The sequence below is a fragment of the Rhodohalobacter mucosus genome, assembly GCF_003150675.1.
Classification (GTDB): domain Bacteria; phylum Bacteroidota; class Rhodothermia; order Balneolales; family Balneolaceae; genus Rhodohalobacter; species Rhodohalobacter mucosus.
This window is the reverse complement of record NZ_QGGB01000010.1, coordinates 183,060-206,252: the sequence shown is the minus strand read 5'-3', so window position 1 is coordinate 206,252 and position 23,193 is coordinate 183,060. Positions and strand designations below refer to the sequence as shown.

Genomic DNA, 23,193 nt, shown 5'->3' with positions numbered 1-23,193 from the left:
TTGGATACAGATGCGTCGCTTTAAAACGGGGTGTCGTTGTCATCCCGACCGCAGGCCAGAGGCCGAAGTGGAGGGATCTCCCATCATCGCACCTGGACGATAAAAAGGGCGGATACAGGCATCATGTTACATGGTGCAAGGCACAAGGTTCATGCTGCAGGAAACTTCGTCCATCGCTCATCACCCATCGTCCATCACATATCTTCACCTTCGCCGGAATGGGGGACTCTGCCAATCAGGCGCTGGAAGGTCATTGGTTTAGTTTGGAAACAGATGCGCCGCTTTAAAACGGGGTGTCGTTGTCATCCCGACCGCAGGCCAGAGGCCGAAGCGGAGGGATCTCTCAGCACAGCACCTGGACGATAGAAGCAGATTCAGCAGCCTCTAACAAAAAAAAGCATAAAAAAAGCCGCCGGGTTATACCGCGGCGGCTCGAAATAATTGCAAAGATATGCTAAATCTTAGGCGTTGTTCTTCATGTCCTGGATTTCAAGACGGATTTCCTGAGCCAGTTTCTTGAGTTCCTGGAGTGATTTTCGGGCACGTGTACCGGCTGCCTTATTTCCTTTGTTGTAAAACTTGTCGAGGTCCCCTTCAAGTTCAGATGTCAGGTTTTTTACTTCGTCAATTCTGCTCATATAAATCTCCAAATTAAATATTTCAGTTACCTTGATGAGAAATTCATCAATCTGTTTTTATGCATAGAGTATTATACATCCCTGTACAATAAAACTGGCTTAATTTAACACAATACGCGGAAAATGCATGGTGATTTATGATTTTTTTTACCCTTCACAAATCACCCGTCACAGTAAACCGAAATGGGTATACTGATATCAATAGCTAAGAAGACATACAATTGAAAATTAATGGCTTGCAACAATCAATATATGTTACCGGTACGGGCTTGGGCTGATTGTCAGGTGCAGATGGGGGAATGAACAACCGCCCGGTAAGCAAAAAAACAGATCTAGCCGATATAATTTTGTTCGTGATAATCATCAGCAGCCATTTCACCCCGTTCCTGGTTAACAAACAGACAGATAACAATTGCGACCAGAAATAGAAATGCACAGAACAGTACGGATTGCTGAAGCCCGAATTCCGCCTGCAACAGGCCCAGCCCGATAATGCCAAATACACCGGCAACCTTATTCGAAAGGCCCCAGAAACCAAAAAATTCGGCGGCTTTCTGTTCCGGGGAAAAAAGGCCCACCATAGCCCGGCTTGCCGACTGGCTGGACCCCAGGCTCAGGCCCGCAACCACACCAATCCAAAGGAAAACGTACTGATCCTCGAAAGAGGTGCCGAGCTGTGAATTGAGCCAGACGGTAATATCGGTGACGGCCCAGATTCCGAGCACTCCCAGAAACCAGAGTCCCAGAGTGAGGTTGTAGGTAAGACGCGCACCAATACGGTCCTGAATTACGCCAAACAGAAAAGCGCCTGCAGCCGCGGTTACCTGGACAACCACAAACATAAGAACGCGCACCGACTCATCCCACTGTACCACCTGATCACCGTAAATAAATGCGAAACTGACCACAATGTAGATTGCAGCCATTGCGAAAAAGACCGAGATAAGAAATATGCCGAGGTCCCGGAAGCGCGGAAGCTCCCGCAATGTCTCTCCAAGCCGCTTGAAACCCATTGAAACGAACGTTTCCCCCGCCGGAAGTTCCTGGCGCAGGCCCGGCTCCCGCACCCATGCAAATGTGGGTATGGCTGCTACCAGAAAGAAAAGGGCCGCCCATGGACCCACCCAGCGAATAGTGTCAAAATTATCGCCGGTGGGTTCACCCAGGTAGAGGATCACAAAACCGGCAGAAAAGAGACCGCCTACATAGCCGAGCGCCCATCCGAATCCGGAGATCTTGCCCATGTCGGCAGGAGGGCCCAGACTGGGCAGAAAGGCTGCAATGAAATTTTCGCCGATGGCATAGGCAAAATTGGAGATGATAATCAGAATCACGCCAAGCACAACCAGTCCGGGTTCTACAAAATAGAGAAGTGCTGTGCTTACCACAGTCAACGCATAGCTGTAAAAAAGAAACCTCTTCTTCATGGCCGAAAAGTCCATGATGGCACCGAAAACAGGTCCGCTCAGCACCACAATGAAGTAACTAACGGCAAGGGCTACGCTCCACAACAGGTTTCCCAGACGGTAATCATCCTGGGCATCACCTACAATAACCGTTGTAAACAAAACAGGAAAAATGACCGTGATGATCAGCAGCGTATACGACTGATTGGCGAAATCAAACATGGCCCACCCGAATATTTCCTTTTTGGAAGCCCGGGGTGTCTCTTTTCTTGTTCTGAGCATCAGCTGGTGAAGGTTAGTGGTTCAGTGGGTTTGTGGTATGGCACTGCAGGATTGATCCGGCACACAGAGAAATGATGATCTGATTTTAATGTTTTAAATCAAAACTTTTTGGATTCTGCAACGGCCAGTGCATCCACACGGTTGTTCAGTTCATCATCGGAGTGTCCTTTTACCTTAAACCAGCTCAGTTTATGAGGTTGGGCCGCACGAAGCATCTCCTCCCACAGATCACGGTTTTCCACCGGTTTTTTATCCGATTTTTTCCATCCTCTTTTAATCCAGTTATCAATCCATCCCTTCGTAAATGTATTCACGATGAGGGCACTGTCGCTGTGAATTTTAACATGGCAAGGCCGCTTCAGGGTTTTCAGCCCTTCTATAATGGCCTTCATCTCCATGCGGTTATTGGTGGTTTGCGGATTGCCCCCTGCAATCTCTTTCTCCTTTCCGTTCCAGATGAGCAGGGCTCCCCAGCCTCCGGGCCCCGGATTTCCGCGGCATGCACCATCTGTGTAGAGGATTACTTCAGGAAGCTTTTTTGGCATAACGGGAACTGATTGTATGGAGTGATTCTTTCAGTTGTACAGCCTGATCCGTTACATAACGAATCCAGTCTTCATTGTCCCTGCCCGCATACAGGATAGAGCGAGAAGAGTTAATGATGGGAACTCCCTTATGGTTTTCCAAAACCTTTTCAAGATCCGGTATACTTCCGCCCTGAGTACCCACACCGGGTATGAGCAGATGTGCGTTCGGGTGCGCCTTGAGTAGCGGCTGAAGGTTCGTCGTTTGAGTGGCCCCAAGAACCATGCCCAGATGGGCGGCTGACTGTACCTGATATCTGGAGAGCTCACCGGCAATGTATTGGCTGAGACTGGATCCGCCTTCGATCCGTTGTTTGAAAAAGTCTGCAGCACCTTCGTTTGAGGTTAATGTAAGAACAAATACGGCTTTATCAGGGTAATGAGTAAAGGGTTGAATGGTATCCATACCCATAAGCGGGTTCAGGGTGATGGCATCTGCTCCTAAACGGTCAAAAAATGCTTCTCTGTATTTTCCGGCTGTATTTCCGATATCGCCCCGTTTTGCATCCGCTATTACAACTCTGTTGGAGGGGATGGAGTCGATCACCTGCTCCAGTGCATTCCATCCGGGAGCGCCCAGAGCTTCAAAAAATGCAAGGTTGGGTTTAAAAGCACAAACGTGAGGTTTCACGGCTTCAATTACGCGTCGGCAGAACTCAAAAATCAGGCGACCCTCATCCGGTATCTGGTCACGAAGCGGTTTTGGAATTCTATCCGGATCAGGATCCAGGCCTGCGCATAAAACCGAACCGGATGATTGCACGGCACGGGTCAGCTTATCTGTAAATGTCATGATGTTCTGTTTTTACTGAGATTTTGGAAGATAATGATTAAAAGCCTAAAATTGGGCGTTCTATTTAACGTGTAAACATCTGCTGCGCAACGGAGACTTATGAGCTGGTTTGAGGATTGGTTCGATACCCCGCTTTACGAAGTACTGTACGCCAACCGCAACGAAGAGGAAGCCTCAAAAATGGCTGCGCTCATAGGGAAGGAAGTTCCTGTGAAAGAGTATCCTGAAATACTGGATCTGGGATGCGGAAGAGGCCGTCACTCCATCGCCCTGGCCGAAATGGGGTACCGTGTTACCGGGCTCGACCTATCCGGTGAAGCTGTTCGCAAGGCCAGGCAAAAAGCAACACAAAAAAACCTGCAAAATGTGTCATTTCGCACGGGAGATATGCGAACACCGCTGAATACTTCATTCGATGCTGTCGTTAATCTGTTTACCACCTTTGGATATTTTCTTGAGGATGAAGAAAATCTCAGGGTGATAGAAAGTGCGGGAACCATGCTGAGGCCGGGAGGGATGTTTCTGATAGATTTTTTGAATGCAGACTATGTAAAGAGTCACCTGGTACCCGAAGAGAGCGGCTCATACGATGAGATGAATTATAAAATCAGCAGAGAGATTAAGGACGGGATGGTCTATAAAACAATCCGTTTTGAAGGGGGTTCACTAACCGAGCCGGTTGACTATATGGAAAGAGTGAAACTCTATGGGCTCGGTTGGTTTAAAAGGGCATTTAGGGAGAAAGGCTTTACGCTTCTTAAAACGTATGGCGATTACGATGGAAATGCATACGGCGGCTCTGAAAACCCGCGCCTGATAATGATTGCATCAAAGTAACTTTTTCAGAGCACGGTTTCTGGAAATACCTCTTCTGCGCCATGCGGTGGACGATTCAGGGTCCAGGTTTCGAAGTAAAACATTTTTTCGGAGCGCATCTTCTTTCCGTTGATGCTGAAAAAACGGAATGCCTCAGAAACCAATGGCTGAAACTGTGCAAAAAGATCACGGTAGATATTCTTTTTTGAGAGCAGATGCAGGTCGAAACCGTGATGGGCTTTCTCTTTATATAGAAGCAGATCATCCGACGACAGTACATCGGCAATTGCGGGTTTGATGTGCCCGATATTGTTCCCGTCATGAATCGTAAGACGATCCGTTTGCCACGAATGGGATTCGGCCCTGGTTAGAATAATGGGAGCTCCGACATCTGCTGTTTCTGCCGCTTCCTCCAATGTTACCACCTTTCCGTTCAGAAAGAGGCTGTACTCTTGCAGTCCGCCGGCCAGCGCATGCAGCACACGGTCATAGTGCCGGAGGGCGCTAAGACCGAATCTGCTTTCCGGCAATACCGTACCTGTGAGATAAAATTTTGAATAGGTGGGATCCGGTTTCAAAAATGCTTCAATGCTCTCTGAAACTTCCTGTACAGACCGGTCAGTATGGCGTGCACGCAGTTCATCTAACCGCAGATCGTGTTCGAATATCAGTTTAAAAATATCGGTCATAGCGTATTGATCCTGAATGTAAGATAACGTGAGTTCGGCGCAAGAATTTACTTTAATGAATAGCGGCTTTGTTGCCCGTCAATCTTGTTTCGAACCCGCTTTAAAATAGTGGTTTTCATTTTCAAACATAGAAAAAGCCCCGGCAATTTCTCGCCGGGGCTTTTTTTTTAATGTCGAAATAAGATCAGGTCAGATCAGATCATGGTTGCAATCACAAGTGCAACTACCGACATGAGCTTGATCAGAATGTTCAGGGATGGCCCTGAAGTATCTTTGAAGGGATCACCCACGGTATCGCCCACAACGGCAGCTTTATGGGGCTCGGATCCCTTGCCATAATTTTTGCCGTCAATTTCGACGCCTTCTTCAATCATTTTCTTTGCATTGTCCCAGGCACCGCCTGAATTTGACTGAAACAGTGCAAGAAGAACACCGGATGCGGTAACACCGGCAAGGAGTCCGCCAAGCATAAGCGGTCCGCCAATGAAACCAAAAAGAACGGGTACGATAACGGCAAGCAATCCGGGAGCGATCATCTCGCGAATGGATGCCTGGGTGGAAATGGCAACGCACTTCTCATATTCCGCCTTACCATCGGCTGCCTCAAAAATGTGCCGGTCTTCGTCGCTCCATTCAACAAGCTTTTTGCCTTCGTTCCGGCGCATGGCATCCAGGGCTTTGGTGAGTTCGGGGATATCGCGGAACTGACGACGCACTTCCTCGATCATGCTCATCGCTGCACGGCCAACAGCCTGCATGGAGAGAGCGGAGAACAGGTAGGGCAGCATGGCTCCCACAAAGAGAGCAGCCATTACACTGGGCGCGGTAATGTCAATCGCAGAAATGATGGAATCAGGATTCGTAACATTGTAGGCGGTGATATAGGCCGCAAACAGTGCAAGCGCCGTGAGAGCGGCAGAACCGATGGCGAATCCTTTTCCGATGGCTGCGGTAGTGTTTCCGACAGCATCGAGCTTATCGGTGCGCTCCCGTACTTCCCCGGGCAGTTCAGACATTTCGGCGATACCGCCGGCATTGTCTGAAATAGGCCCGTAAGCATCTACAGCAAGCTGAATACCCGTGTTGGAAAGCATACCCACGGCGGCAATCGCAATGCCGTAAAGTCCTGCAAAGTGGTAGGCTCCCAGAATAGCTACTGCAATGATCACAATCGGAATGGCGGTGGAGATCATACCCACGCCCACGCCTGCAATAATATTGGTAGCTGAGCCGGTAACGGACTGCTTCACAATCGACCAGACCGGCTTGGTATTGGTGCCGGTGTAGTGTTCGGTAATCAGGCCAATCAGAAGGCCGGCAGCAAGACCGAAGATGGTTGCCCAGAATACACCCATGGAAGTATATTCAAATCCATTCAGCTCCCATGTGGATGGCAGCATCCAGTTGATAATGAGGTAGGATGCACCCAGCATAATAATTGCAGCTGTAAATTCACCGATGTTCAGGGCTTTTTGCGGATTTCCGCCTTCTCTCACGCGCACAAAGTACGTTCCGATAATAGAGGTTACAATCCCAACGCCTGCAAGAACCAGGGGCAGAAGTACGGCATTCAGTCCGCCGAACTCATTTCCGGATTCAAAACCTGTAACTCCCAGGAAAGCAGCACCCAGTACCATTGTACCTATGATGGATCCTACATACGATTCAAAAAGGTCGGCACCCATACCTGCAACATCACCTACATTGTCACCCACATTATCAGCAATCGTTGCGGGGTTCAGCGGATGATCTTCGGGGATACCGGCTTCAACTTTACCCACAAGGTCGGCGCCAACATCAGCAGCTTTGGTATAAATACCACCGCCCACACGAGCAAAAAGGGCTATGGATGACGCACCAAATGAAAAACTCGTAATTACGGTAAGAATCTGGGCAACATTGTCGAACTGATTATAATAGAGGATAAAGAGCAGACCCAGCCCAAGAACACCCAGGCCAACCACGCCGAGACCCATGACGGATCCTCCCGTGAATGCAACTTTCAAACCGTTTGCAAGGCTTGTTCTGGCCGCGTTAGTGGTGCGGACATTGGCCTTTGTGGCAACGCGCATGCCAATGAATCCGGCAAGACCGGAACAAAGAGCGCCCATGATAAATGAGAAGGCAACCAGCCATGAAGAGTTTTCAGCACTTGCTCCCTGAAGGCCGAGTAAAACGGCAACAATGACAACAAAAATGCTGAGAACGCGGTATTCAGCCTTGAGAAATGCCATGGCACCGCGTGAAATATTGTCGCTGATGCGTTGCATTTTTTCAGTACCAACTTCCTGTTTCTTTACCCACTGTGTACGGATATACGTAAACAACAGGGCCAGAAGGCCGGCTACCGGTATCAGGTAGATAATTGTATTTACCATAGTAGTTTAGTGTTTTTTGGGTTAATGAATAATCCCGGTTTGCAGATTAGTTTTAGTTAAATTGGTTCATTGCATTGTCAATTCCGCTGTGAAGAAACGTCATGACAGCCTCAGATGCGTACTCAAGAGTTTTTTCGATTACCGGTTTCTCCTCATCACTAAAAGGAGAGAGAACGTAGTTTGCCTGCTGTCCCCGCCTGTAATTGTTTCCGATGCCAATTCGAAGTCTTGGAAACTGGTTCGTTTTGAGTTCATCAATGATATTCTGAATGCCGTTATGTCCGCCTGCACTCCCCGATGGACGAAGCCTGATGGTACCTGCATCAAGATTAACATCATCATAACAGACCAAGCACTGCCGGGGATCGTGGTTCGTTTTGGTCAGAACTTTCCTGATTGCCTTACCGCTCAGATTCATGAATGTTTTTGGCTTAACCAACCACACATTTTGACCTTTGAAACGGGCTTTTCCCAGATCGTAGAGCCCGCTTTCAGATTCAAAAGTGGCAGAAAGCTTATCGGATAGCAGGTCAAGGAGTTCAAACCCTACATTGTGACGGGTATCTCTGTATTCCGCCCCCGGGTTGCCCAGACCTGCAATGAGTGCCATGTGTAAGTGCGCGTATTATTCTTTGGACTCTTCAGCCTCGCTCTCGCCTTCACCTTCTTCACCGGCAGCCTCTTCACCTTCAGCTACTTCTGCCTCTTCACCCTCAACCAGTTCCTCTTCGAGTTCTTCCTCGGAAACGATTGATGATTCAAAGAGCTTCTCGGATTTCGGTGGTGCAACGGTAACAATGGTTCTTCTGGGATCGTCCAGAGGGTCAATGCCTTCCATGTCAAGTTCACTTACGTGCAGTGAATCGCCTATATCGAGATTTGAAACATCCAGCTCAAATACGGCCGGAATTTTCTCCGGAAGTACATTGATTCGAACAATTCGAAGGGTCTGAAAAATACGGCCGCCACCGTCTGTAACACCTTTCGGTGTGCCAACAAGACGAATTGGAACTCTTAGTTTTACGCGAACTTTTGGTTCCAGAACGTAGAAGTCGGCGTGCAGCGCCCGGTCTGAGACCGGGTCAAATTCTACGTTCTTTAAGAGTGTATTATAGGTGGTTCCGTCGATCGACAGCTCCTGCAGCTTGGTTTGGCTGACAGAAAGAATTTTTTCGAGATCGGATTCCAGGATGGAGAAGTGGACGTTCTCTTTTACATTCGGTCCATAGAGAACAGCAGGTATGCGGAGTTCTTCACGCAGCTGATCTGCAGTTTTGCTTCCCGCTTCCCTTGGTTCACCTTCCAGTTTAAAAATTTCAGGTTTTTTCATTGTTGTTCAATTATCGATTAATCATCAAAAAGTGCACTAATTGTGTCGTTGGTGTGGATTCGCTGTATCGCTTCAGCAAAAATGCCTGCCACACTCAGAACCTTTATCTTATCTGAAGGTTTTCTCAGGGGTACCGTATCGGTTACCAAAAGCTGATCAATGGGCGAATCTTCTATTCGCTGATAGGCCGGTCCGGAGAGGATGGGATGTGTACATGTGGTCATGATATTCAGTGCCCCTCTCTCTTTCAGGGCTACCGCCGCGTTGGTAATGGTACCGGCAGTATCAATCAGGTCGTCTACGATCAGTACATTTTTATTTCCAACCTCACCGATGATATTCATTACCTCGGCAACGTTCTGTTTGGGCCTGCGCTTGTCAATGAAGGCAAGGCTGGCGCCCAGTTTCTTTGAATAGGCACGGGCCATTTTGAGACTTCCCACATCAGGAGCAACCACCACAAGGTTCTCTATCGGGTTCTCGGTAAAATACTCAATAAAAATCCGGCTTGCGTAAAGGTGATCAAGGGGTATATCAAAAAACCCCTGTATCTGGGACGCATGCAGGTCCATGGTAAGAATGCGGTCGGCCCCGGCTTCAACCAGAATATTTGCCATCAGCTTGGAAGCGATCGATACACGCGGTTGATCCTTCCGGTCCTGGCGCGCGTATCCAAAATAGGGGATAACGGCTGTCACACGCTTCACAGAGGCTCTTTTTGCGGCATCCAGCAGCAGCAACAACTCTATAATGTTGTCTCCCGGAGGCGGGGTGGACTGAATAACAAAAATGTCTTCACCCCGGATGCTTTGTTCATATTTTGCGTAGAGCTCACCGTCGGAAAATGATTTGATGGTAACTTCACCGAGTTCGGTTCCGTAGCTTTCAGCAATGGCCCTGGAAAGTGCCAGGTTGCTTCTCCCTGCAAATATTGCTAAAGGCGTATCCAACGATCTGAGTGGTTGCGTGGTGGTTGTTTAAAAAAGAAAAAGGAGTACCTGCTTGGCATCCTTTTCTGAATGTTGCCCGGGGAGGATTCGAACCCCCACTGACTGGACCAAAACCAGCTGTCCTGCCATTAGACGACCGGGCAATTCATCGATTTGACAGACCCCAAAGATAGAAACTTACGAAAATGCAGTCAAGAACGAATTGCAGTTTTAAATACCTCGCAGCGGTGGCAGCGGCGCTCCGAACAGTACCTCTTGTATTGGTGTACAAGCCCTGTTTTAGGGCTGGATGGGGGAATTTGAAACCCGGCCTCAAGAAACGGCTTCGAAATCCCTGACGGCAGCCGGGGCACTCCCGATTTCCATTGCCCGTATGAGCCGGTCATCAGGGTGCGGTCATGGAATAGCTTTCCCAGAAGATAAAGGGCCGGAAGAAACACGGTATACTCCAGTATGCTGAGGCTAGTTTGACCCGGCCTCTGCCCGCCGGGAACAGAACGAATAAGACTGCCCCAGGATGAAAGCCCTTTGCCAAGGAATTGCGCTTGCGGGTAACGATCTATCGCATATTGAAGAGCTGCAGCCTGTGCCACCCGCCGTTCAGGGCAGCCGGCAGGCCTCATTCCGCTTTTCGTCCAGATCTTGTCTGCATTTCCCGAAAATGCTTCTTCCGTTACATATTCTGCCCACTCTTCCGGAGAAGAATATCCATTGCTTTTTCCCGATACCTTATGGTACAGTTCCAGCATATTGTCACTGTTTCCGGGAACACCCAGCGTACGGTAGATCTGGCCGATAAACGCCTTTTTCCATGCATCAGAGGGAAGGCGACGGGCATCGTATAGTTTCAGTAGCTCGTGAAGCTTGTATTCGAAATACTCTTTATGAGCCATTTCAATCTGCTTTTCAAATGCCTGCTGGTTCAGGTAGGTGACGGACCCGCTGCAGGGCAGAGCAGATGACTGACGTGTTTTTAAAAGGCCGGCAAGGGAGGTTTGAAGATAAGGCTCGATATGAAGCGTATGGGGCACTCTTCCATGAACGGTCTCTGCGGGAATATGTGAACCGGTTAACACGACATGGAGTACAACACTGGAATAGGCCGGATCGTGCTGGTGCCCGTGCTGATACCAGTCGTCGCCGTCAAGATGGATTTCAATACTACCGTGCCATTGTACACCCCGGATAAAAAGTGCAGCATTCTTGAAATCCGGGCCGGCACCTTTATTCAGCGTACCGGGTGATATGATTTCAATATCCTCTCCGAGGGTGGTTTTCAGCGATGTAAACTGAAACTGTAAATTTTCCCAGATCCATTGAAGGAGGCTTTCAGGATAGTTCATGTTGCGGTTACCCGTCATTGTATTTTTCAGGCTGCCCCATATGGAGGTTTTCAGTGGATTTAAACAGGCCGTGTAGCAAGGGCCTCAAATTTCTTCTGATCTTGCCCGTGATCTCACTTTTTTGATTCTGCTCTGACAATAATGAAAGCTCCGGCCGTGTTCTTTTGCAAAAAATGAGCTCGTTTTGAGTCCTCAATTCTGCCTGCCGCCGCTGTTCCGGCTGACATATCGATAATGACACTCCAGTAGAACCAGAATAAATGGATACTGTTTTTCATTTCAAAATCCTGATTAATCATTACCTTATATACAGAACGATTTTTTTTATTCTCTGTTTTATAAACAACACAAAAAGAATAAATTTTTGATTGCAGAAGGTTAAATCTAATACATATTAAATGATACTTCTCGACGAAGCCAGAATTGAGCGTACCCTTAAACGCATGGCATTTCAAATCATAGAAATGGCACAAGGGTATCCCGTTTATATTGTGGCATTAAACGAGCGCGGAAGTTCTGTCGCATCATCAATCAAAAATGTAATTGAAAAGGTTACGGGCAGCGCTGTTCCGACCGACAGGCTGGACGTTGATGAAGAAAACGGTTTTTCACTTTCACAGCCGATTCTGCCGGATAGTTTTCTTGTTATCGTTGATGACGTCATCTTTAGCGGAGAGACGATTCAGCGAGCGATGGACCGCATCCATGCCATCCATGATTTTCGCAAAATATGTGTTTCGGTGCTTGTTGACAGGGGGCACAGAAAGTATCCTGTTTTTGCTGAAATAGTGGGAGTTCACGTGCCAACAAAGCTGAATGAGCAGGTTAACCTCTTGCTTGATAACTCAAAACCTGAGAAAGTTATTCTTGAACAACTCTGAATTCTAGTATAATAAACAATGAAAAAACGATACGTATCTATACTTTTTACCGTACTCATACTCTTCATCAGCCATTCTGCCATGGCTCAGGATGCACCCGCTGTACCCGACTCCCTGGACGGCTGGGACTACAGCTGGACGTTTGGGATCAACGGTTCACAGGCTGCTTACTCAAACTGGTCGCAGGGTGGAGTGAATACCATTGCCGCCACCGGGAATTCAAACTTTCAGGCGCTCTATAAGAAAGACCGGTTTTCCTACGTATTTCAGTTTGAGACACGATTCGGTCAGACCCGGACGGACGGGCAGGGAGTGAGGAAAACGGATGACCGCCTTGCAGTAAGTAACCGGTTTCTCTATGACCTGTCAGAAGACCATGAGGAGTTCAAATTGTTTGCGAACATCAACTTCAGAACTCAGTTTGCAAAGGGTTATGATTATGAAGCCGGTCCCAATGATGAGGATGTTCTGATATCGGATTTTATGGCACCGGGCTATTTTGTGCAAAATGCCGGGGTAGCATATGTGCCCACTCCAAACTTTTCGGCTGAAGCCGGCTTTGGACTTCTTCAAACAATTGTTAATGATGAATCACTCTCCACCCAGTATGGGCTGGCAGAGGGAGATACGTTCAGAAATGAAGCCGGTATTAGTCTGGCAGCGGCGTACAGTATGACCCTTGCTGACAATCTTAGCTGGAGCTCGTCTGTCGAAACCTTTACCAATGTTAATAAAGCAGTAAGCAGTACGGATGTTTTCTTCCTGAATGAGCTTACAGGAAAGATTAACAGCTTTATGAATGCATCGCTGCGGCTTGATCTTGTATACGACGATGACTTTTCAGATGAGATACAGGTTGCGCAGGTACTTTCGCTCGGCGTGTCATTCATTCTAATTTAGAAGACAACCCGTTGAATCACTTTGAACCCTATTTGCCGCTGCTGAGCGAAGCACTGCAAAAGCTGGATGCGTGGCGCAATCGCTTTGGGGAACATGCCGGGATTGCACAAGCCGATCCGGATGAAATACGGAATATACTGAGTGATCTTGAAACCCGGCTGGAAGGAAACTACCCTTTTCACCATCCACAGTATGCGGGGCAGATGCTCAAACCTCCGCATCCTGTCGCATGGCTCGCTTACGCCCTGACCGCAACCATCAACCCCAACAATCATGCCCTGGATGGCGGCCCGCCAACATCACAAATGGAAAAAGAGGCGGTTGCTCATTTGGCCGGGATGGTAGGTTATGAGGAGAACTGGCTGGGTCACCTCACTTCTGCAGGCACCATTGCCAACCTGGAAGCTCTTTTCGTTTCAAGGGAAATCCATCCGGGAAAGAAGGTTGCTGCAACGGCCAATGCACACTATACGCATTCCAGGATGAGCCATGTTCTGAATATGCCTTTTCTCGAAATTCCGGTATCAGCCCGGGGGGTTCCGGATCTTGATTTCATTGATATGCATGGGCGGGAGATCGGAACCCTTGTTGTAACCATGGGTACCACAGGACTTGGATATGTTGAACCGCTTGGTGAAATGCTGGCACTTTCCAAAAAGCATGGGTTCAGAATTCATGCAGATGCTGCCTACGGCGGATTTTTCAGGCTTATTGCCCCCGATCTGCCTAAACACGCGGACTGGAACCTTCTGTCGGAAGCCGATAGTATCGTAATTGATCCTCATAAACACGGTCTTCAGCCCTATGGCTGCGGGAGTGTGCTGTATAAAGACGCCTCGGTTGGAAGATTTTTCAAACATGATTCACCCTACACCTACTTCACATCCGATCAGCTTCACCTGGGTGAAATAAGCCTGGAATGCTCACGTGCCGGAGCTTCGGCGGCTGCATTTTGGGCAACTTTAGAGCTGCTTCCGCTCACTCCGGACGGACTGGGCTCTGTACTTCGCAAAGCAAGAAATGCCTCGGTCAGTTTCACAGAGAGAGTGAAAGAGAGTAAGGAGTTTGACCTTTATACCGAACCCGATCTGGATATCGCAGGTTATTTTAAGATACCGGGGCAAAAAACAGCTTCTGCCGTAAGTGAAAGCAGCCAAAGGATTTTCCGGGAAGGAATGGAAAACCCTGAAAGCGGATATCACCTTAGCCTGTTCAGGGTTCCGGCGGCTCACTTTTGCACGATTTTTCACGATTATGATGCCGACGCTCATGATGTTGTCCTGCTTCGAAGCGTTTTTATGAAGGAAGAGCATGAAGCCTACATCGATATACTGGCTGACAGGCTTGGAATGTAATTTTATTTGTCAGTCGAGCCTTCTTGCCAGCACCACTGCCTCTTTTAATACCTCCCTCGAACCGTTGGCGGAATGGTAAGCTTCAACCCAGACGATGTAGATGCCGATACGGTTTTGGTTGCCTGCTGCTGTATATCCGTCCCACTGAAGCTCCCCTGAGTAGCCGGCCCTGAAGCTGTCTGCCAACTTATGAATCAGTCGTCCATAGCGATCATAAATTCTGACTTTCAGGAGGTAATCCGGCTGATCAAGTTCATAGCGGATGCTCAGAATGTCGTCGATACCATCAGCGTCAGGTGAAAAAGGGTTGGGCTGCAAAGTAATCCGACCGCTACCTGCATCCGCAATTTTCCTGGATTGGTTTACGCTGTTTACCTCTGCGGGGGTACCCCCGAGTTCTGCAGAACTGGACGTCCAGTTATCGCCGTGGTTGCTGTCATTATGCAGCGATATTCTTTCCAGTGAAATCCCGCGTGTGTCAACTATGTTCGGGTTATGCCAGGCCGGGTCGTAATGAATGAAATCGAGTATCGAACCGCTGCTCTCAGCAAGGTAGAGCTCTTTGCCTGTATTTACCAGGCTCAGTGTCATGCGTTCGGCCCTCAGCGATCGGCGGTTAAGGGTTTCAGAAGCCCCGAAATAGAGGCCTGTTCTGCTCAGATGATAGGGTATGTTGCCGGTTTCCGGGTAGATAACAGCTTGTTCACCCGGACTGAGATATTTGTGCCGGGTATCGGTGAGTAGAATGTAACGGTAATTGCCGTCACTGTCGGTGCTTTCTCTTATGTAAATTCCTTCCAGGGAAACGGAAAAGCTACTGCTGTTGGCGATTTCCAGGTACTCTGACTGTGCAGCGCCTGTAAGCGTATCCTCAGGCAGTTCATGATACATGATTTCAGCGAACACCAGGTCGCCCGGAGCAGGTTTTCGTGCAACCGGCAATTCTGTTGAGACCGTCTGATTACCCTGAAAATCTGTGATATTTTCCGCCCGGACAATCAGTTCCGTATCGGCAGACCCCGGATTATGAGACAGAACCACACGGTCTGCGCCGGCCTGTTGGTACTCATGTAGTACAACAGGCCGGCCGTTCACGCTGAAACGAGTATTCGGAGTGATCAGGATAAATTCGCTGAATATTGTTTCAATACGGTTATTCTGCACCCTTGCAAAAACAGCCGTGGGACCCCTTCGGTCAACCTCAAAAACTGTGTTGATTTCGCCCGGCGTGGAACCATTGGGGTGCAGGCTTACTGCCCAGTTGGAAGGGTCGTGCGATAGCGCAGACGGATCTTTTCTTTCAAGAGATACTCCGGGCCCGGCACGCGGTTCGGTCCACTCCGGTGAATACCTGACACTGTCGGCAGTCACCCCTGTCGGATTTCTCAGCACTACTGCGTCGCCGGCGTTGCTGAATCCCGGCCAGGAGCCAAGGTAGAACGTAAGCTCAGACTTATTTGCAAAAGATTTTTGGTCCGTGAACACCAGGTAACCGCCGGGCTGAATCACAGCTTCGCCGGGCAGCCTGCTTGATGTTTCGGAATCCTCCAGGAGCCATCCTTCGAGGCGGATCGGTTCGTCTCCCATATTGAACAGCTCAACAAATTCAGGTTTACCGGCAGCCTCCCTGCGATAGAGCAGTTCGTTAATGACCACTCTTATCGGCGGGGATTCCTTAACATTGCGTGACTCTGATTCAACAATTGATGGGTCTGAAGAGCTGTTTGAAAAAGCTGCATGGGGCCAGAAGAAGGCAAGATACAAGAGCAGTGATAAGCAGCTCGTAAAACTGGTGCACACAGAAAACATGTGAGTCTCCCGATTCTTACATTATATTAACCTAAAGAAATGGGGAATGCGAGATCAGTCGCATTCCCCATTAGGACATTGGGAAATGTGCTCATTCATTTCCCAAATTTGCTCATTTGTGTATCGTGTTCTCACATGTATGAACCAAAAAATCGGATTCCCTTACAGAATTTTTTGAATTTTTTTGGAATTTCCGGTAAATGCATAGAAAACAACACTGAAAATTATGACCAGTCGTTCAGTTCCATTTGAAATACCCGATGTAAACCACGGTTTTGTGGAAGTAAAGGGATTGCTGCACTTCAAAAATGATAAGCTTGTTCTGGAATTTGATCAAAAAGACAGTTTTGTGGGTATCCTTAAATCGGGTGTGAAAGCAGTGGAAGTTCCGTTCAGCGAAGTTGATTCACTGCAGATACATAGAAAATGGTTTCGGACAACCATAGAGATTTTGGGCAAATCAATGAGGATTTTTGAGGAAGTTCCGGGCGCAAATCAGGGCAGAGTGCTGCTTAAAATCAGGCGCAAAGACAGAGATCTTGCTGAAAATGTAGTGAGCAGAGCCAGGGTTCGACTGTCAGAATATAAACTGGATGAACTCGATTCAGACTAGTTAAATGCACCTGGCCGTGCAGAATCAAACCGCGAAGATCTGGCTTTCATCCCTGAATGACTTGAATTCAAGTGCATTGCCGCTTGGGTCGAGCAGAAACATGGTAGCCTGTTCTCCCGGTTCACCCTTAAAGCGTATGTAGGGTTCTATAACAAAGGTCACATCATTGTCTTGTAGCCTGTCGGCCAGCTCATGAAACTCATCCCACTCCAGAATCACGCCAAAATGTTTTGCGGGAACAGAGTGGCCGTCCACCTCATTTGAAGCTGACTTCCCTGCATCCTGAGGGCTTACATGCGCCACAACCTGGTGACCCCAGAAATCAAAGTCGATCCACTTTTCGGAGCTTCGGCCGGTTTTGCAGCCAAGGAGATCGCGATAAAAAATAAGCGTTTTTTCCAGTTCCTTTACGGGAAATGCGAGATGAAAGCGTGGTATAGACATGTATTCTATGGTGTAAGTTTAGTGTATTGAAATCTTTTAATTCCTGAAAAATAGTGAAATCTATTCAACCCTGTTTTCCAGGTCCGTTAAAAAACGGTCAATTCTTTTTGCATTCACTCCCACATCGCTTCGGCCTATTCTGGATTTGGAACGCATGTCTACACGTGTGCCCTCATCGGTCTCGGTAAACCGGAGAACCACATCATCTTTAAAGCCAAACCATGCAAGCTTTTCCGTGGCTTCTATGCGCAGTGCATCCCGATTGATCGCAACGATTTCCCAGTCGCGGTCCAGGATCAAATCTACCGCATGGTCCATCACCGGCTGTACGCTATCCGGTAGAATAATCGGCTGAATACCGGGATAGGCTTCACGCTGGGCCTGTGCGGTTTCCTCACCTGCATATTCAGGCGGGTTTGGGGCATCGGTTCGCAGCCGGACTATTGCAGAGAATGCTGGCGGATTGTCAAGATCGGTGGAAATATCATGAATGGGCGGAACAGATCGGGCCTCCTGCTGCCAGTAGAGCGCTGTGGCAGTCGCCGAACCCATCAGCAGAAAAGCAATAATGGTAAATGCTTTAGCGAGGAACCCTGAATTTCTCACAAACCAATATGTACCGGCGCTAACAGCTGTTAGCGCAATGGCCGAGTATGCGCTGTAACGGAGAACTGTAAACCCTGTTCCCAAACCCCATAAATCCCATTGATAACCATAACCGGAAAGAAGGAATGCAGCAGCTGTAATGAGCGAGAGGTAAAATAAAATTCTTGAGAATTTCATGGATCAGATAATTTTTCAATTCAGGGTATACCGTATAGTAAAAGAAAATCTGATTTAATGCCTTCCCCGATTTCAGGACAATCCCTCGTCACCTGTCAGGCTGCTGACAACAGGCCGCATGCTGCAAGCTACACGTAATAGGCAAAAAGCTGCTGATTTGACAAAAGGCGACACTCTTTGTTAGTGGATTGATAATACTTCATAGATCGCTCACTACCGATCGTACCTCGCATATCCACCCCCTCCGCCTGCAGATTATCCGGTGACCAGCAGATCCCGGAAACCCGGAGAGATTTAATGAAGAACCAAACGGAAAAGTAATTCAATCAAAATCAGGACGTGACCAAATCAAAAAGCAGAAATCGGGCAATAGACGGGTTCTGCAAGTTATGTAAGAATCATAACCGCTGTGCGTTGCCGATCTAATTTCATTAGCCTTCCTTTCAATTTCCCTGTATTTTAGAATCGTAATGAATTCTAAATCTAAAGCAATCTATGGAAGGTTCTGTTCGCGTACGTTTTGCACCCTCACCCACCGGTTTTCTGCATATTGGAGGGCTTCGCACTGCACTTTACAACTATCTGTTTGCCCGCTCGCATGAAGGCGGGAAATTTATCCTCCGTATTGAAGATACCGATCAAAGCCGATATGTAGAGGGGGCGGAACAAGACATCATACGGTCGCTGGAGTGGTGCGGAATGAGTGTGGATGAAGGACCGGCGGTTGGGGGGGATTCAGGACCTTACCGTCAAAGTGAGCGAAAATCGATCTACAATGCGTATGCGGAAAAACTGATTGAGCAGGATGAAGCGTACTATGCATTCGACACCACGGACGAAATTGAACAGATGCGCGAGCGTCTGCAGAAATCGGGCAATCCATCGCCCAAATACGATTATATTACCCGCCAGTCCATGAAAAACAGCCTTACCTTGCCGCAGGATGAGGTTCAGAAGAGACTCAGTGCCGGCGAAGAGTATGTGGTAAGGCTGAAGGTTCCACGTCGTGAGAGCATCCGCTTTGAGGATATGATTCGCGGACATGTATCCTTCGAATCGAAAGGCCTGGATGACCAGGTTCTGCTGAAGTCGGACGGAATGCCCACATATCATCTGGCCAATGTGGTTGACGACCACCTGATGAAAATCACTCATGTTATACGTGGCGAGGAGTGGCTCAGCAGTACGCCAAAACATATGCTGCTGTATAAGGCGTTTGGTTGGGAGCCGCCCAAAATGGCTCACCTGCCGCTTATCATGTCGCCCAGCGGAGGGAAACTCTCCAAGCGAAAAGCTGAAGAGGAGGGAATTCCGGTAAATACGCGTGATTATATTGACCTTCATTACGAACCGGAAGCTCTTGTAAATTTTCTGGCCTACCTGGGATGGAGCCCCGGTGATGACAGCGAAATTCATTCACTGGAAGAACTCTGCCGTTTGTTCTCTCTCGATCGTGTGAGCAAGGGTGGGGCGGTATTCAATCACAAAAAGCTCTTGTGGTATAATGAACACTATCTGCGAAGCCAGTCCGACAAGATGTTGGCCAACCGGCTCAAGCCGCTGGCCGAAGCACATGGGGTGGAATTAACCGATCACGATTATCTGGAACAGGCTGTAGGTTTGCTTAAGGAGAGAGTATCCAGACTGGACGAACTGATTGAAATGGGACTCTTTTTCTTCAGGGATCCGGAGGAGTACGACCCCAAGGCACTCAATAAATGGAAAGACGGCAGCAGTGATCTTGTAAAACAGTATCGCGGCAAGATTGAGAAATTGCCTGAATCCGACTTCGCCGCCGGAACGCTTAAAAAGACCCTTGAAGAGGTAATTGAGGCCAATGATGTGGGTTTTGGCAAGCTGATGATGCCCTTGAGAATTGCTGTGACGGGACAGGGATTTGGACCCGATCTGTTTCAATCCATGGAGCTGATTGGCAAGGATGTGGTGATTCGCAGGATTGACACCGCACTGGAGCGGCTTTCCTAATTAAATTAATAATTTACAAGGCCTGAGCTAAAACCGACAGGGAAATGAGCCCTGATCGGTGACAGCCGGATTTGCGTTATACTTGTAGATATCATTATCTGAATCAGGAGAAACATGAAGACGTTTTTTAAGATAGCTGCAGTCGTCGTAGGGCTGTTAATAGTCATATTAGTCGGGTTAAATATCTATTTCACCGACGACAGATTGAGCGATATGGTTCTTCCGGATATTCGTGAAGCAACCGGCGCAGATATTCAGGTAGACAAACTCTCACTTACATTTTTCAGAACGTTTCCCAGGTTTGGCGTGGAAGCGCAACATGTTCAGATACCGGATCAAATGGGGGATTCCATCTTTTCCGCTGATCAAATCCTTGTCTCCGTCGAACTTTTTCCACTACTCAGGAATGAACTGTCTGTTTCAAGACTCGACCTGAAACGGCCGGTCATCAATTATCAGATACGCCCCGATTCCACTACAAATATTGACTTCTTGCTTGAGAGTGACTCGGAAGTGCAGGAAGAAACCGGAAGCGGCTTCGATATCTCCATTCCAAGGTTCTCTGTTTCAGAAGGATCCCTGCTCTATGCCGATGCTACAAATGAATCACTTTTCAAGCTGGATGATCTCGATGCTGATATCTCCCTGCGATTCGCCGATCTTATCGAATCAAGTATATCCGCTCGTTTGGGAGAGCTCAGTGCCACCGTGGAAGGAGTAAATTATGTAGAGAACCTGTCCCTGAGCCTTGATCAAACGTCAACGATAGATCTTCAGAATGAGATTCTTACTCTCACAGAAGCAACACTCAGCATCCGTGGACTGGCCCTAAACCTGGCTGGTTCCGTAACATCATGGAGTTCGGATTTTCCGACCGCAGATCTCGAATTTTCATCCAGTTCCGACAGTTTTGAAGAGCTGCTCCGACTTGCACCTCCACAGTTCGAAGAGACAATTGAAGGGCTTGAATCAAGAGGCTCTCTTACGATGGAAGGTTCAGTAACGGGACCCATCGGGGGAGATGTGCTTCCCGCATTTAATCTGATTGTAGAGGTAAATGACGGATATCTTAAAAATCCGGATCTCTCGGAAGCCATTCGCGATATAATCCTGAACCTGGAAATTAATAACGAGCTCGCCACAATACGTGAATTCAGGGCTACGGCAGCCGGCAACACGGTATATCTGTCCGGCACACTTGAACGTCCGATGGAGGATGATGCTGTTTTCGACCTCACAGTTAACGGAGATGTTGATCTGTCAACTATTGGTAATTTTTATCCGATATCCGACTTTGGCCTGGAAGATCTGGCAGGGGTTCTACAAGCTGACGCAACTGCAAACGGACGGCTTGACGTACCTGAAGAAGCATCATTTTCAGGAGTAATACTGCTTGAAAACGGGCGACTGAAATACGCAGATGTGCCGCAGCCTATTGAGGAGATCAACGCCCGGATTGATGCCCGGAATGACAGATTGCTTATTCGTGAATCCGGCTTTCGTACATCCTCCGGCAGCTTAAGCCTCTCGGGCAGCGTTGTTCGTCCGCTGGATGAAGAAAGCAGGCTGGTGGACATTGCAGCGAACCTGAACATGGATCTGGCATCGGTAAAGGAATTCTATCCCTTACACGAAGACACACTTTCAATGCGGGGTGATTTAAGTGTGAACGTATCGCTTCAGGGAAGGCCGGATCCCGAAAATATCGAATCCCTGGTTCGGGATGGAAGGGCAGAGCTGAAAAACGGTTTTATCTCACACTATTCGATCGCTAAACCGATTGAACAGATATCATTCCTGGCTGAAGCATCCGGTACATCACTTACCATCAACCGTGCGGACTTTGAAGCGGGGGATAACTCTTTGACGGTAAGCGGATCGGTTGACGATTACCTGAGTGAACGTCCCTCCATCGATCTGATGTTCGACGGGGATGCGGTTTTTGCGGATATAACGACGTACTATTCACTTGAGCCGTGGATTCAGGAAATAACAGGCAGTGCAACGATGCGTATGAATGTGAGTGGGCCGGTCGGGGACCCCAAACAAATTTCGCTCAATGGGTCACTGGCTGCAAATGAAGTTAACGCATATGGAGATTCGCTTGGGCTTCCGGTTACAGATTTAAATGGCCTTCTGACCATCCGGCCGGCCAGCATGTCACTCGACAGCCTCGGGATGAACTATGGATCAACCGACATTTCACTCCAGGGAACCCTGAATCGCTACCTCGGTTTCCTTGAGGAATCGAACGAATCGGAAGAGTCGATGCCGCAAATATCGGGATCTTACAGAAGTGAACACCTTAACATGGACGAGATGATCGATTGGGAAGAGGAGTCGGAAGGTCCGATACCGGTTGAGATTCCAGATATGCTGGCAACCGTGGATGCAGAAATAGATTCATTGACCATTTTTGGGCTCCGCATAACGGATATCTCAGGATCTGGATCCATGAACCCCCGGCAAATTCTTTTGGAAGAAGCCAATGCCAGGCTTTTTGGAGGAACGGCCAATGGATCCATGAACTGGCAGGTACCCGATCCGCTGCGTACGAATGTTCGTTTTGAAGGCAGTCTGGATACCCTGCGGGCTGAGGATTTTTTCAGAGATACAGGGTTCCTTGGTAAGGATCGCAATCTGCATAATCATGTAAGTGGCGCGCTGAATGTCAGTGTGGACTACTACGCTGAACTAGATGAAGAATTGAGTCCCGACATAACCACGGCTGAGGCGGATGGCTCATTCGGGATGACACGTTCCAGCCTGGAAGGGCACCCCATCCAGGTTAAGATCGCTGAATTTTTACGGGCCCCCCGGCTTGAGCGGGCTAACCTGGATCAGTGGGAAGCAGATTTCGCCATCAGCGATACAGTGCTTACGCTAAGCAATCTATCGCTTACCAGCGACAGTATCGGTGTTGAAATGAACGGTACACAGCATTTGATGACAAACCGAATCGATTATGTGGCTACACTGCTGTTGCCGGCAAGCTTCAAAGGCACTATCGCATCCGTAATTTCAACTCCGGCTGCCGATGCACTGCAGCAGGAAAACGGAGCCATGGGAATACCGATCCGGATAACCGGCACGACTGGCAGCCCGGTGGTGAGGCCTGATACACGCGTTATAGAAGAAGTGATAAGGGAGCGGGCGCGAGAAGGAGCTGAAGACGTGCTCAAACGGCTCTTTAACCGTAACGGATCTTGAACA

General features: G+C 48.4%; 22 protein-coding genes and 1 tRNA gene. 8 read left to right on the top strand and 15 right to left on the bottom strand.

All coding sequences use genetic code 11. The features are described 5' to 3' along the window. Positions 1-461 precede the first annotated feature (461 nt). The 4 genes from DDZ15_RS15120 to pyrF all read right to left on the bottom strand — a co-directional run bounded on the left by DDZ15_RS15120 (position 462) and on the right by pyrF (position 3,703). Positions 462-638, bottom strand: a complete 177-nt coding sequence (locus tag DDZ15_RS15120; protein WP_109647952.1) for a histone H1 — start codon at positions 636-638, stop codon at positions 462-464. Positions 639-970: 332 nt separating this feature from the next. Further along, complete coding sequence (locus DDZ15_RS15115) at positions 971-2,326, bottom strand: MFS transporter (protein WP_109647951.1); 1,356 nt, start codon at positions 2,324-2,326, stop codon at positions 971-973. Between the two features lie 98 nt (positions 2,327-2,424). Next, positions 2,425-2,871, bottom strand: coding sequence for a ribonuclease HI (gene rnhA, locus DDZ15_RS15110; protein WP_109647950.1), 447 nt, complete (start codon positions 2,869-2,871; stop codon positions 2,425-2,427). Further along, on the bottom strand, positions 2,852-3,703 hold the full coding sequence (gene pyrF / locus DDZ15_RS15105) for an orotidine-5'-phosphate decarboxylase (protein WP_109647949.1): 852 nt from the start codon (positions 3,701-3,703) through the stop codon (positions 2,852-2,854). Before pyrF ends, rnhA begins: the two co-directional genes overlap by 20 nt. 99 nt (positions 3,704-3,802) lie before the next feature. Between pyrF and DDZ15_RS15100 the strand changes: the two genes are divergently transcribed. Continuing rightward, positions 3,803-4,540 (top strand): class I SAM-dependent methyltransferase, encoded by a 738-nt coding sequence (locus DDZ15_RS15100; RefSeq protein WP_109647948.1) that lies wholly within the window; start codon positions 3,803-3,805, stop codon positions 4,538-4,540. A gap of 5 nt (positions 4,541-4,545) precedes the next feature. Here DDZ15_RS15100 and DDZ15_RS15095 read toward each other — a convergent pair whose 3' ends face one another. The 8 genes from DDZ15_RS15095 to DDZ15_RS16770 all read right to left on the bottom strand — a co-directional run bounded on the left by DDZ15_RS15095 (position 4,546) and on the right by DDZ15_RS16770 (position 11,487). Continuing rightward, positions 4,546-5,208 carry a hypothetical protein gene (locus tag DDZ15_RS15095; protein WP_109647947.1) on the bottom strand — a complete coding sequence of 221 codons (663 nt, stop codon included), beginning with the start codon at positions 5,206-5,208 and terminating at the stop codon, positions 4,546-4,548. 194 nt (positions 5,209-5,402) lie between these two features. After that, positions 5,403-7,586: a sodium-translocating pyrophosphatase gene (locus DDZ15_RS15090; protein ID WP_109647946.1), complete on the bottom strand. Its 2,184-nt coding sequence runs from the start codon at positions 7,584-7,586 to the stop codon at positions 5,403-5,405. A 52-nt stretch (positions 7,587-7,638) separates the two neighbouring features. Beyond that, entirely contained in the window at positions 7,639-8,196 is a 558-nt protein-coding gene (pth, locus tag DDZ15_RS15085) for an aminoacyl-tRNA hydrolase (RefSeq protein ID WP_109647945.1), read from the bottom strand. A gap of 15 nt (positions 8,197-8,211) precedes the next feature. Next, the gene (locus tag DDZ15_RS15080) at positions 8,212-8,916 is read right to left on the bottom strand and encodes a 50S ribosomal protein L25 (RefSeq protein ID WP_109647944.1); all 705 of its coding nucleotides are present in this window, start codon (positions 8,914-8,916) and stop codon (positions 8,212-8,214) included. A 17-nt stretch (positions 8,917-8,933) separates the two neighbouring features. Next, entirely contained in the window at positions 8,934-9,866 is a 933-nt protein-coding gene (locus tag DDZ15_RS15075; protein WP_109647943.1) for a ribose-phosphate diphosphokinase, read from the bottom strand. Positions 9,867-9,938: 72 nt separating this feature from the next. Further along, positions 9,939-10,009: transfer RNA gene (locus tag DDZ15_RS15070), tRNA-Gln, on the bottom strand. Positions 10,010-10,057: 48 nt separating this feature from the next. Beyond that, the gene (locus DDZ15_RS15065) at positions 10,058-11,209 is read right to left on the bottom strand and encodes a DUF2851 family protein (RefSeq protein WP_158278736.1); all 1,152 of its coding nucleotides are present in this window, start codon (positions 11,207-11,209) and stop codon (positions 10,058-10,060) included. Positions 11,210-11,322: 113 nt separating this feature from the next. Beyond that, positions 11,323-11,487, bottom strand: coding sequence for a hypothetical protein (locus tag DDZ15_RS16770; RefSeq protein WP_158278735.1), 165 nt, complete (start codon positions 11,485-11,487; stop codon positions 11,323-11,325). A 120-nt stretch (positions 11,488-11,607) separates the two neighbouring features. Here DDZ15_RS16770 and DDZ15_RS15055 point away from each other — a divergent pair, with 120 nt between their 5' ends. From DDZ15_RS15055 to DDZ15_RS15045, 3 genes are read left to right on the top strand one after another with little or no spacing between them, the layout of a single operon-like run. After that, positions 11,608-12,090 (top strand): phosphoribosyltransferase family protein, encoded by a 483-nt coding sequence (locus DDZ15_RS15055; protein ID WP_109647940.1) that lies wholly within the window; start codon positions 11,608-11,610, stop codon positions 12,088-12,090. Positions 12,091-12,108: 18 nt separating this feature from the next. Then, a complete protein-coding gene (locus tag DDZ15_RS15050) occupies positions 12,109-12,990 on the top strand; it encodes a DUF3078 domain-containing protein (RefSeq protein ID WP_109647939.1) in 882 nt (293 codons plus the stop codon). Positions 12,991-13,001: 11 nt separating this feature from the next. Beyond that, positions 13,002-14,345 carry a pyridoxal phosphate-dependent decarboxylase family protein gene (locus tag DDZ15_RS15045; protein ID WP_158278734.1) on the top strand — a complete coding sequence of 448 codons (1,344 nt, stop codon included), beginning with the start codon at positions 13,002-13,004 and terminating at the stop codon, positions 14,343-14,345. A 9-nt stretch (positions 14,346-14,354) separates the two neighbouring features. Here DDZ15_RS15045 and DDZ15_RS15040 read toward each other — a convergent pair whose 3' ends face one another. After that, complete coding sequence (locus DDZ15_RS15040; protein ID WP_158278733.1) at positions 14,355-16,001, bottom strand: lamin tail domain-containing protein; 1,647 nt, start codon at positions 15,999-16,001, stop codon at positions 14,355-14,357. Here DDZ15_RS15040 and DDZ15_RS16765 point away from each other — a divergent pair. Next, positions 15,994-16,158 carry a hypothetical protein gene (locus tag DDZ15_RS16765; RefSeq protein WP_158278732.1) on the top strand — a complete coding sequence of 55 codons (165 nt, stop codon included), beginning with the start codon at positions 15,994-15,996 and terminating at the stop codon, positions 16,156-16,158. The two genes, DDZ15_RS15040 and DDZ15_RS16765, sit on opposite strands and share 8 nt — an antisense overlap. A gap of 222 nt (positions 16,159-16,380) precedes the next feature. Further along, entirely contained in the window at positions 16,381-16,767 is a 387-nt protein-coding gene (locus DDZ15_RS15035; RefSeq protein ID WP_109647936.1) for a hypothetical protein, read from the top strand. 24 nt (positions 16,768-16,791) lie between these two features. Here DDZ15_RS15035 and DDZ15_RS15030 read toward each other — a convergent pair whose 3' ends face one another. Together DDZ15_RS15030 and DDZ15_RS15025 are read right to left on the bottom strand one after the other, a co-directional pair. Continuing rightward, a complete protein-coding gene (locus tag DDZ15_RS15030; RefSeq protein ID WP_109647935.1) occupies positions 16,792-17,211 on the bottom strand; it encodes a VOC family protein in 420 nt (139 codons plus the stop codon). 60 nt (positions 17,212-17,271) lie between these two features. Further along, positions 17,272-17,994, bottom strand: a complete 723-nt coding sequence (locus DDZ15_RS15025; RefSeq protein WP_109647934.1) for a DUF1499 domain-containing protein — start codon at positions 17,992-17,994, stop codon at positions 17,272-17,274. Positions 17,995-18,489: 495 nt separating this feature from the next. On the opposite strand from DDZ15_RS15025, the gene gltX reads away from it, so the two are divergent. Together gltX and DDZ15_RS15015 are read left to right on the top strand one after the other, a co-directional pair. Further along, positions 18,490-19,980 carry a glutamate--tRNA ligase gene (gene gltX / locus DDZ15_RS15020; RefSeq protein WP_109647933.1) on the top strand — a complete coding sequence of 497 codons (1,491 nt, stop codon included), beginning with the start codon at positions 18,490-18,492 and terminating at the stop codon, positions 19,978-19,980. A 114-nt stretch (positions 19,981-20,094) separates the two neighbouring features. After that, complete coding sequence (locus tag DDZ15_RS15015) at positions 20,095-23,190, top strand: AsmA family protein (protein WP_109647932.1); 3,096 nt, start codon at positions 20,095-20,097, stop codon at positions 23,188-23,190. The last annotated feature ends 3 nt before the right edge of the window (positions 23,191-23,193 follow it).

Bases quoted from the DNA above. Each gene is read 5' to 3' on its own strand.
- DDZ15_RS15120 (WP_109647952.1), bottom strand. From the start codon at position 638: ATGAGCAGAATTGACGAAGTAAAAAACCTGACATCTGAACTTGAAGGG.
- DDZ15_RS15115 (WP_109647951.1), bottom strand. From the start codon at position 2,326: ATGCTCAGAACAAGAAAAGAGACACCCCGGGCTTCCAAAAAGGAAATA.
- rnhA (WP_109647950.1), bottom strand. From the start codon at position 2,871: ATGCCAAAAAAGCTTCCTGAAGTAATCCTCTACACAGATGGTGCATGC.
- pyrF (WP_109647949.1), bottom strand. From the start codon at position 3,703: ATGACATTTACAGATAAGCTGACCCGTGCCGTGCAATCATCCGGTTCG.
- DDZ15_RS15100 (WP_109647948.1), top strand. From the start codon at position 3,803: ATGAGCTGGTTTGAGGATTGGTTCGATACCCCGCTTTACGAAGTACTG.
- DDZ15_RS15095 (WP_109647947.1), bottom strand. From the start codon at position 5,208: ATGACCGATATTTTTAAACTGATATTCGAACACGATCTGCGGTTAGAT.
- DDZ15_RS15090 (WP_109647946.1), bottom strand. From the start codon at position 7,586: ATGGTAAATACAATTATCTACCTGATACCGGTAGCCGGCCTTCTGGCC.
- pth (WP_109647945.1), bottom strand. From the start codon at position 8,196: ATGGCACTCATTGCAGGTCTGGGCAACCCGGGGGCGGAATACAGAGAT.
- DDZ15_RS15080 (WP_109647944.1), bottom strand. From the start codon at position 8,916: ATGAAAAAACCTGAAATTTTTAAACTGGAAGGTGAACCAAGGGAAGCG.
- DDZ15_RS15065 (WP_158278736.1), bottom strand. From the start codon at position 11,209: ATGAACTATCCTGAAAGCCTCCTTCAATGGATCTGGGAAAATTTACAG.
- DDZ15_RS16770 (WP_158278735.1), bottom strand. From the start codon at position 11,487: ATGAAAAACAGTATCCATTTATTCTGGTTCTACTGGAGTGTCATTATC.
- DDZ15_RS15055 (WP_109647940.1), top strand. From the start codon at position 11,608: ATGATACTTCTCGACGAAGCCAGAATTGAGCGTACCCTTAAACGCATG.
- DDZ15_RS15050 (WP_109647939.1), top strand. From the start codon at position 12,109: ATGAAAAAACGATACGTATCTATACTTTTTACCGTACTCATACTCTTC.
- DDZ15_RS16765 (WP_158278732.1), top strand. From the start codon at position 15,994: ATGACCACTCTTATCGGCGGGGATTCCTTAACATTGCGTGACTCTGAT.
- DDZ15_RS15035 (WP_109647936.1), top strand. From the start codon at position 16,381: ATGACCAGTCGTTCAGTTCCATTTGAAATACCCGATGTAAACCACGGT.
- DDZ15_RS15030 (WP_109647935.1), bottom strand. From the start codon at position 17,211: ATGTCTATACCACGCTTTCATCTCGCATTTCCCGTAAAGGAACTGGAA.
- DDZ15_RS15025 (WP_109647934.1), bottom strand. From the start codon at position 17,994: ATGAAATTCTCAAGAATTTTATTTTACCTCTCGCTCATTACAGCTGCT.
- gltX (WP_109647933.1), top strand. From the start codon at position 18,490: ATGGAAGGTTCTGTTCGCGTACGTTTTGCACCCTCACCCACCGGTTTT.
- DDZ15_RS15015 (WP_109647932.1), top strand. From the start codon at position 20,095: ATGAAGACGTTTTTTAAGATAGCTGCAGTCGTCGTAGGGCTGTTAATA.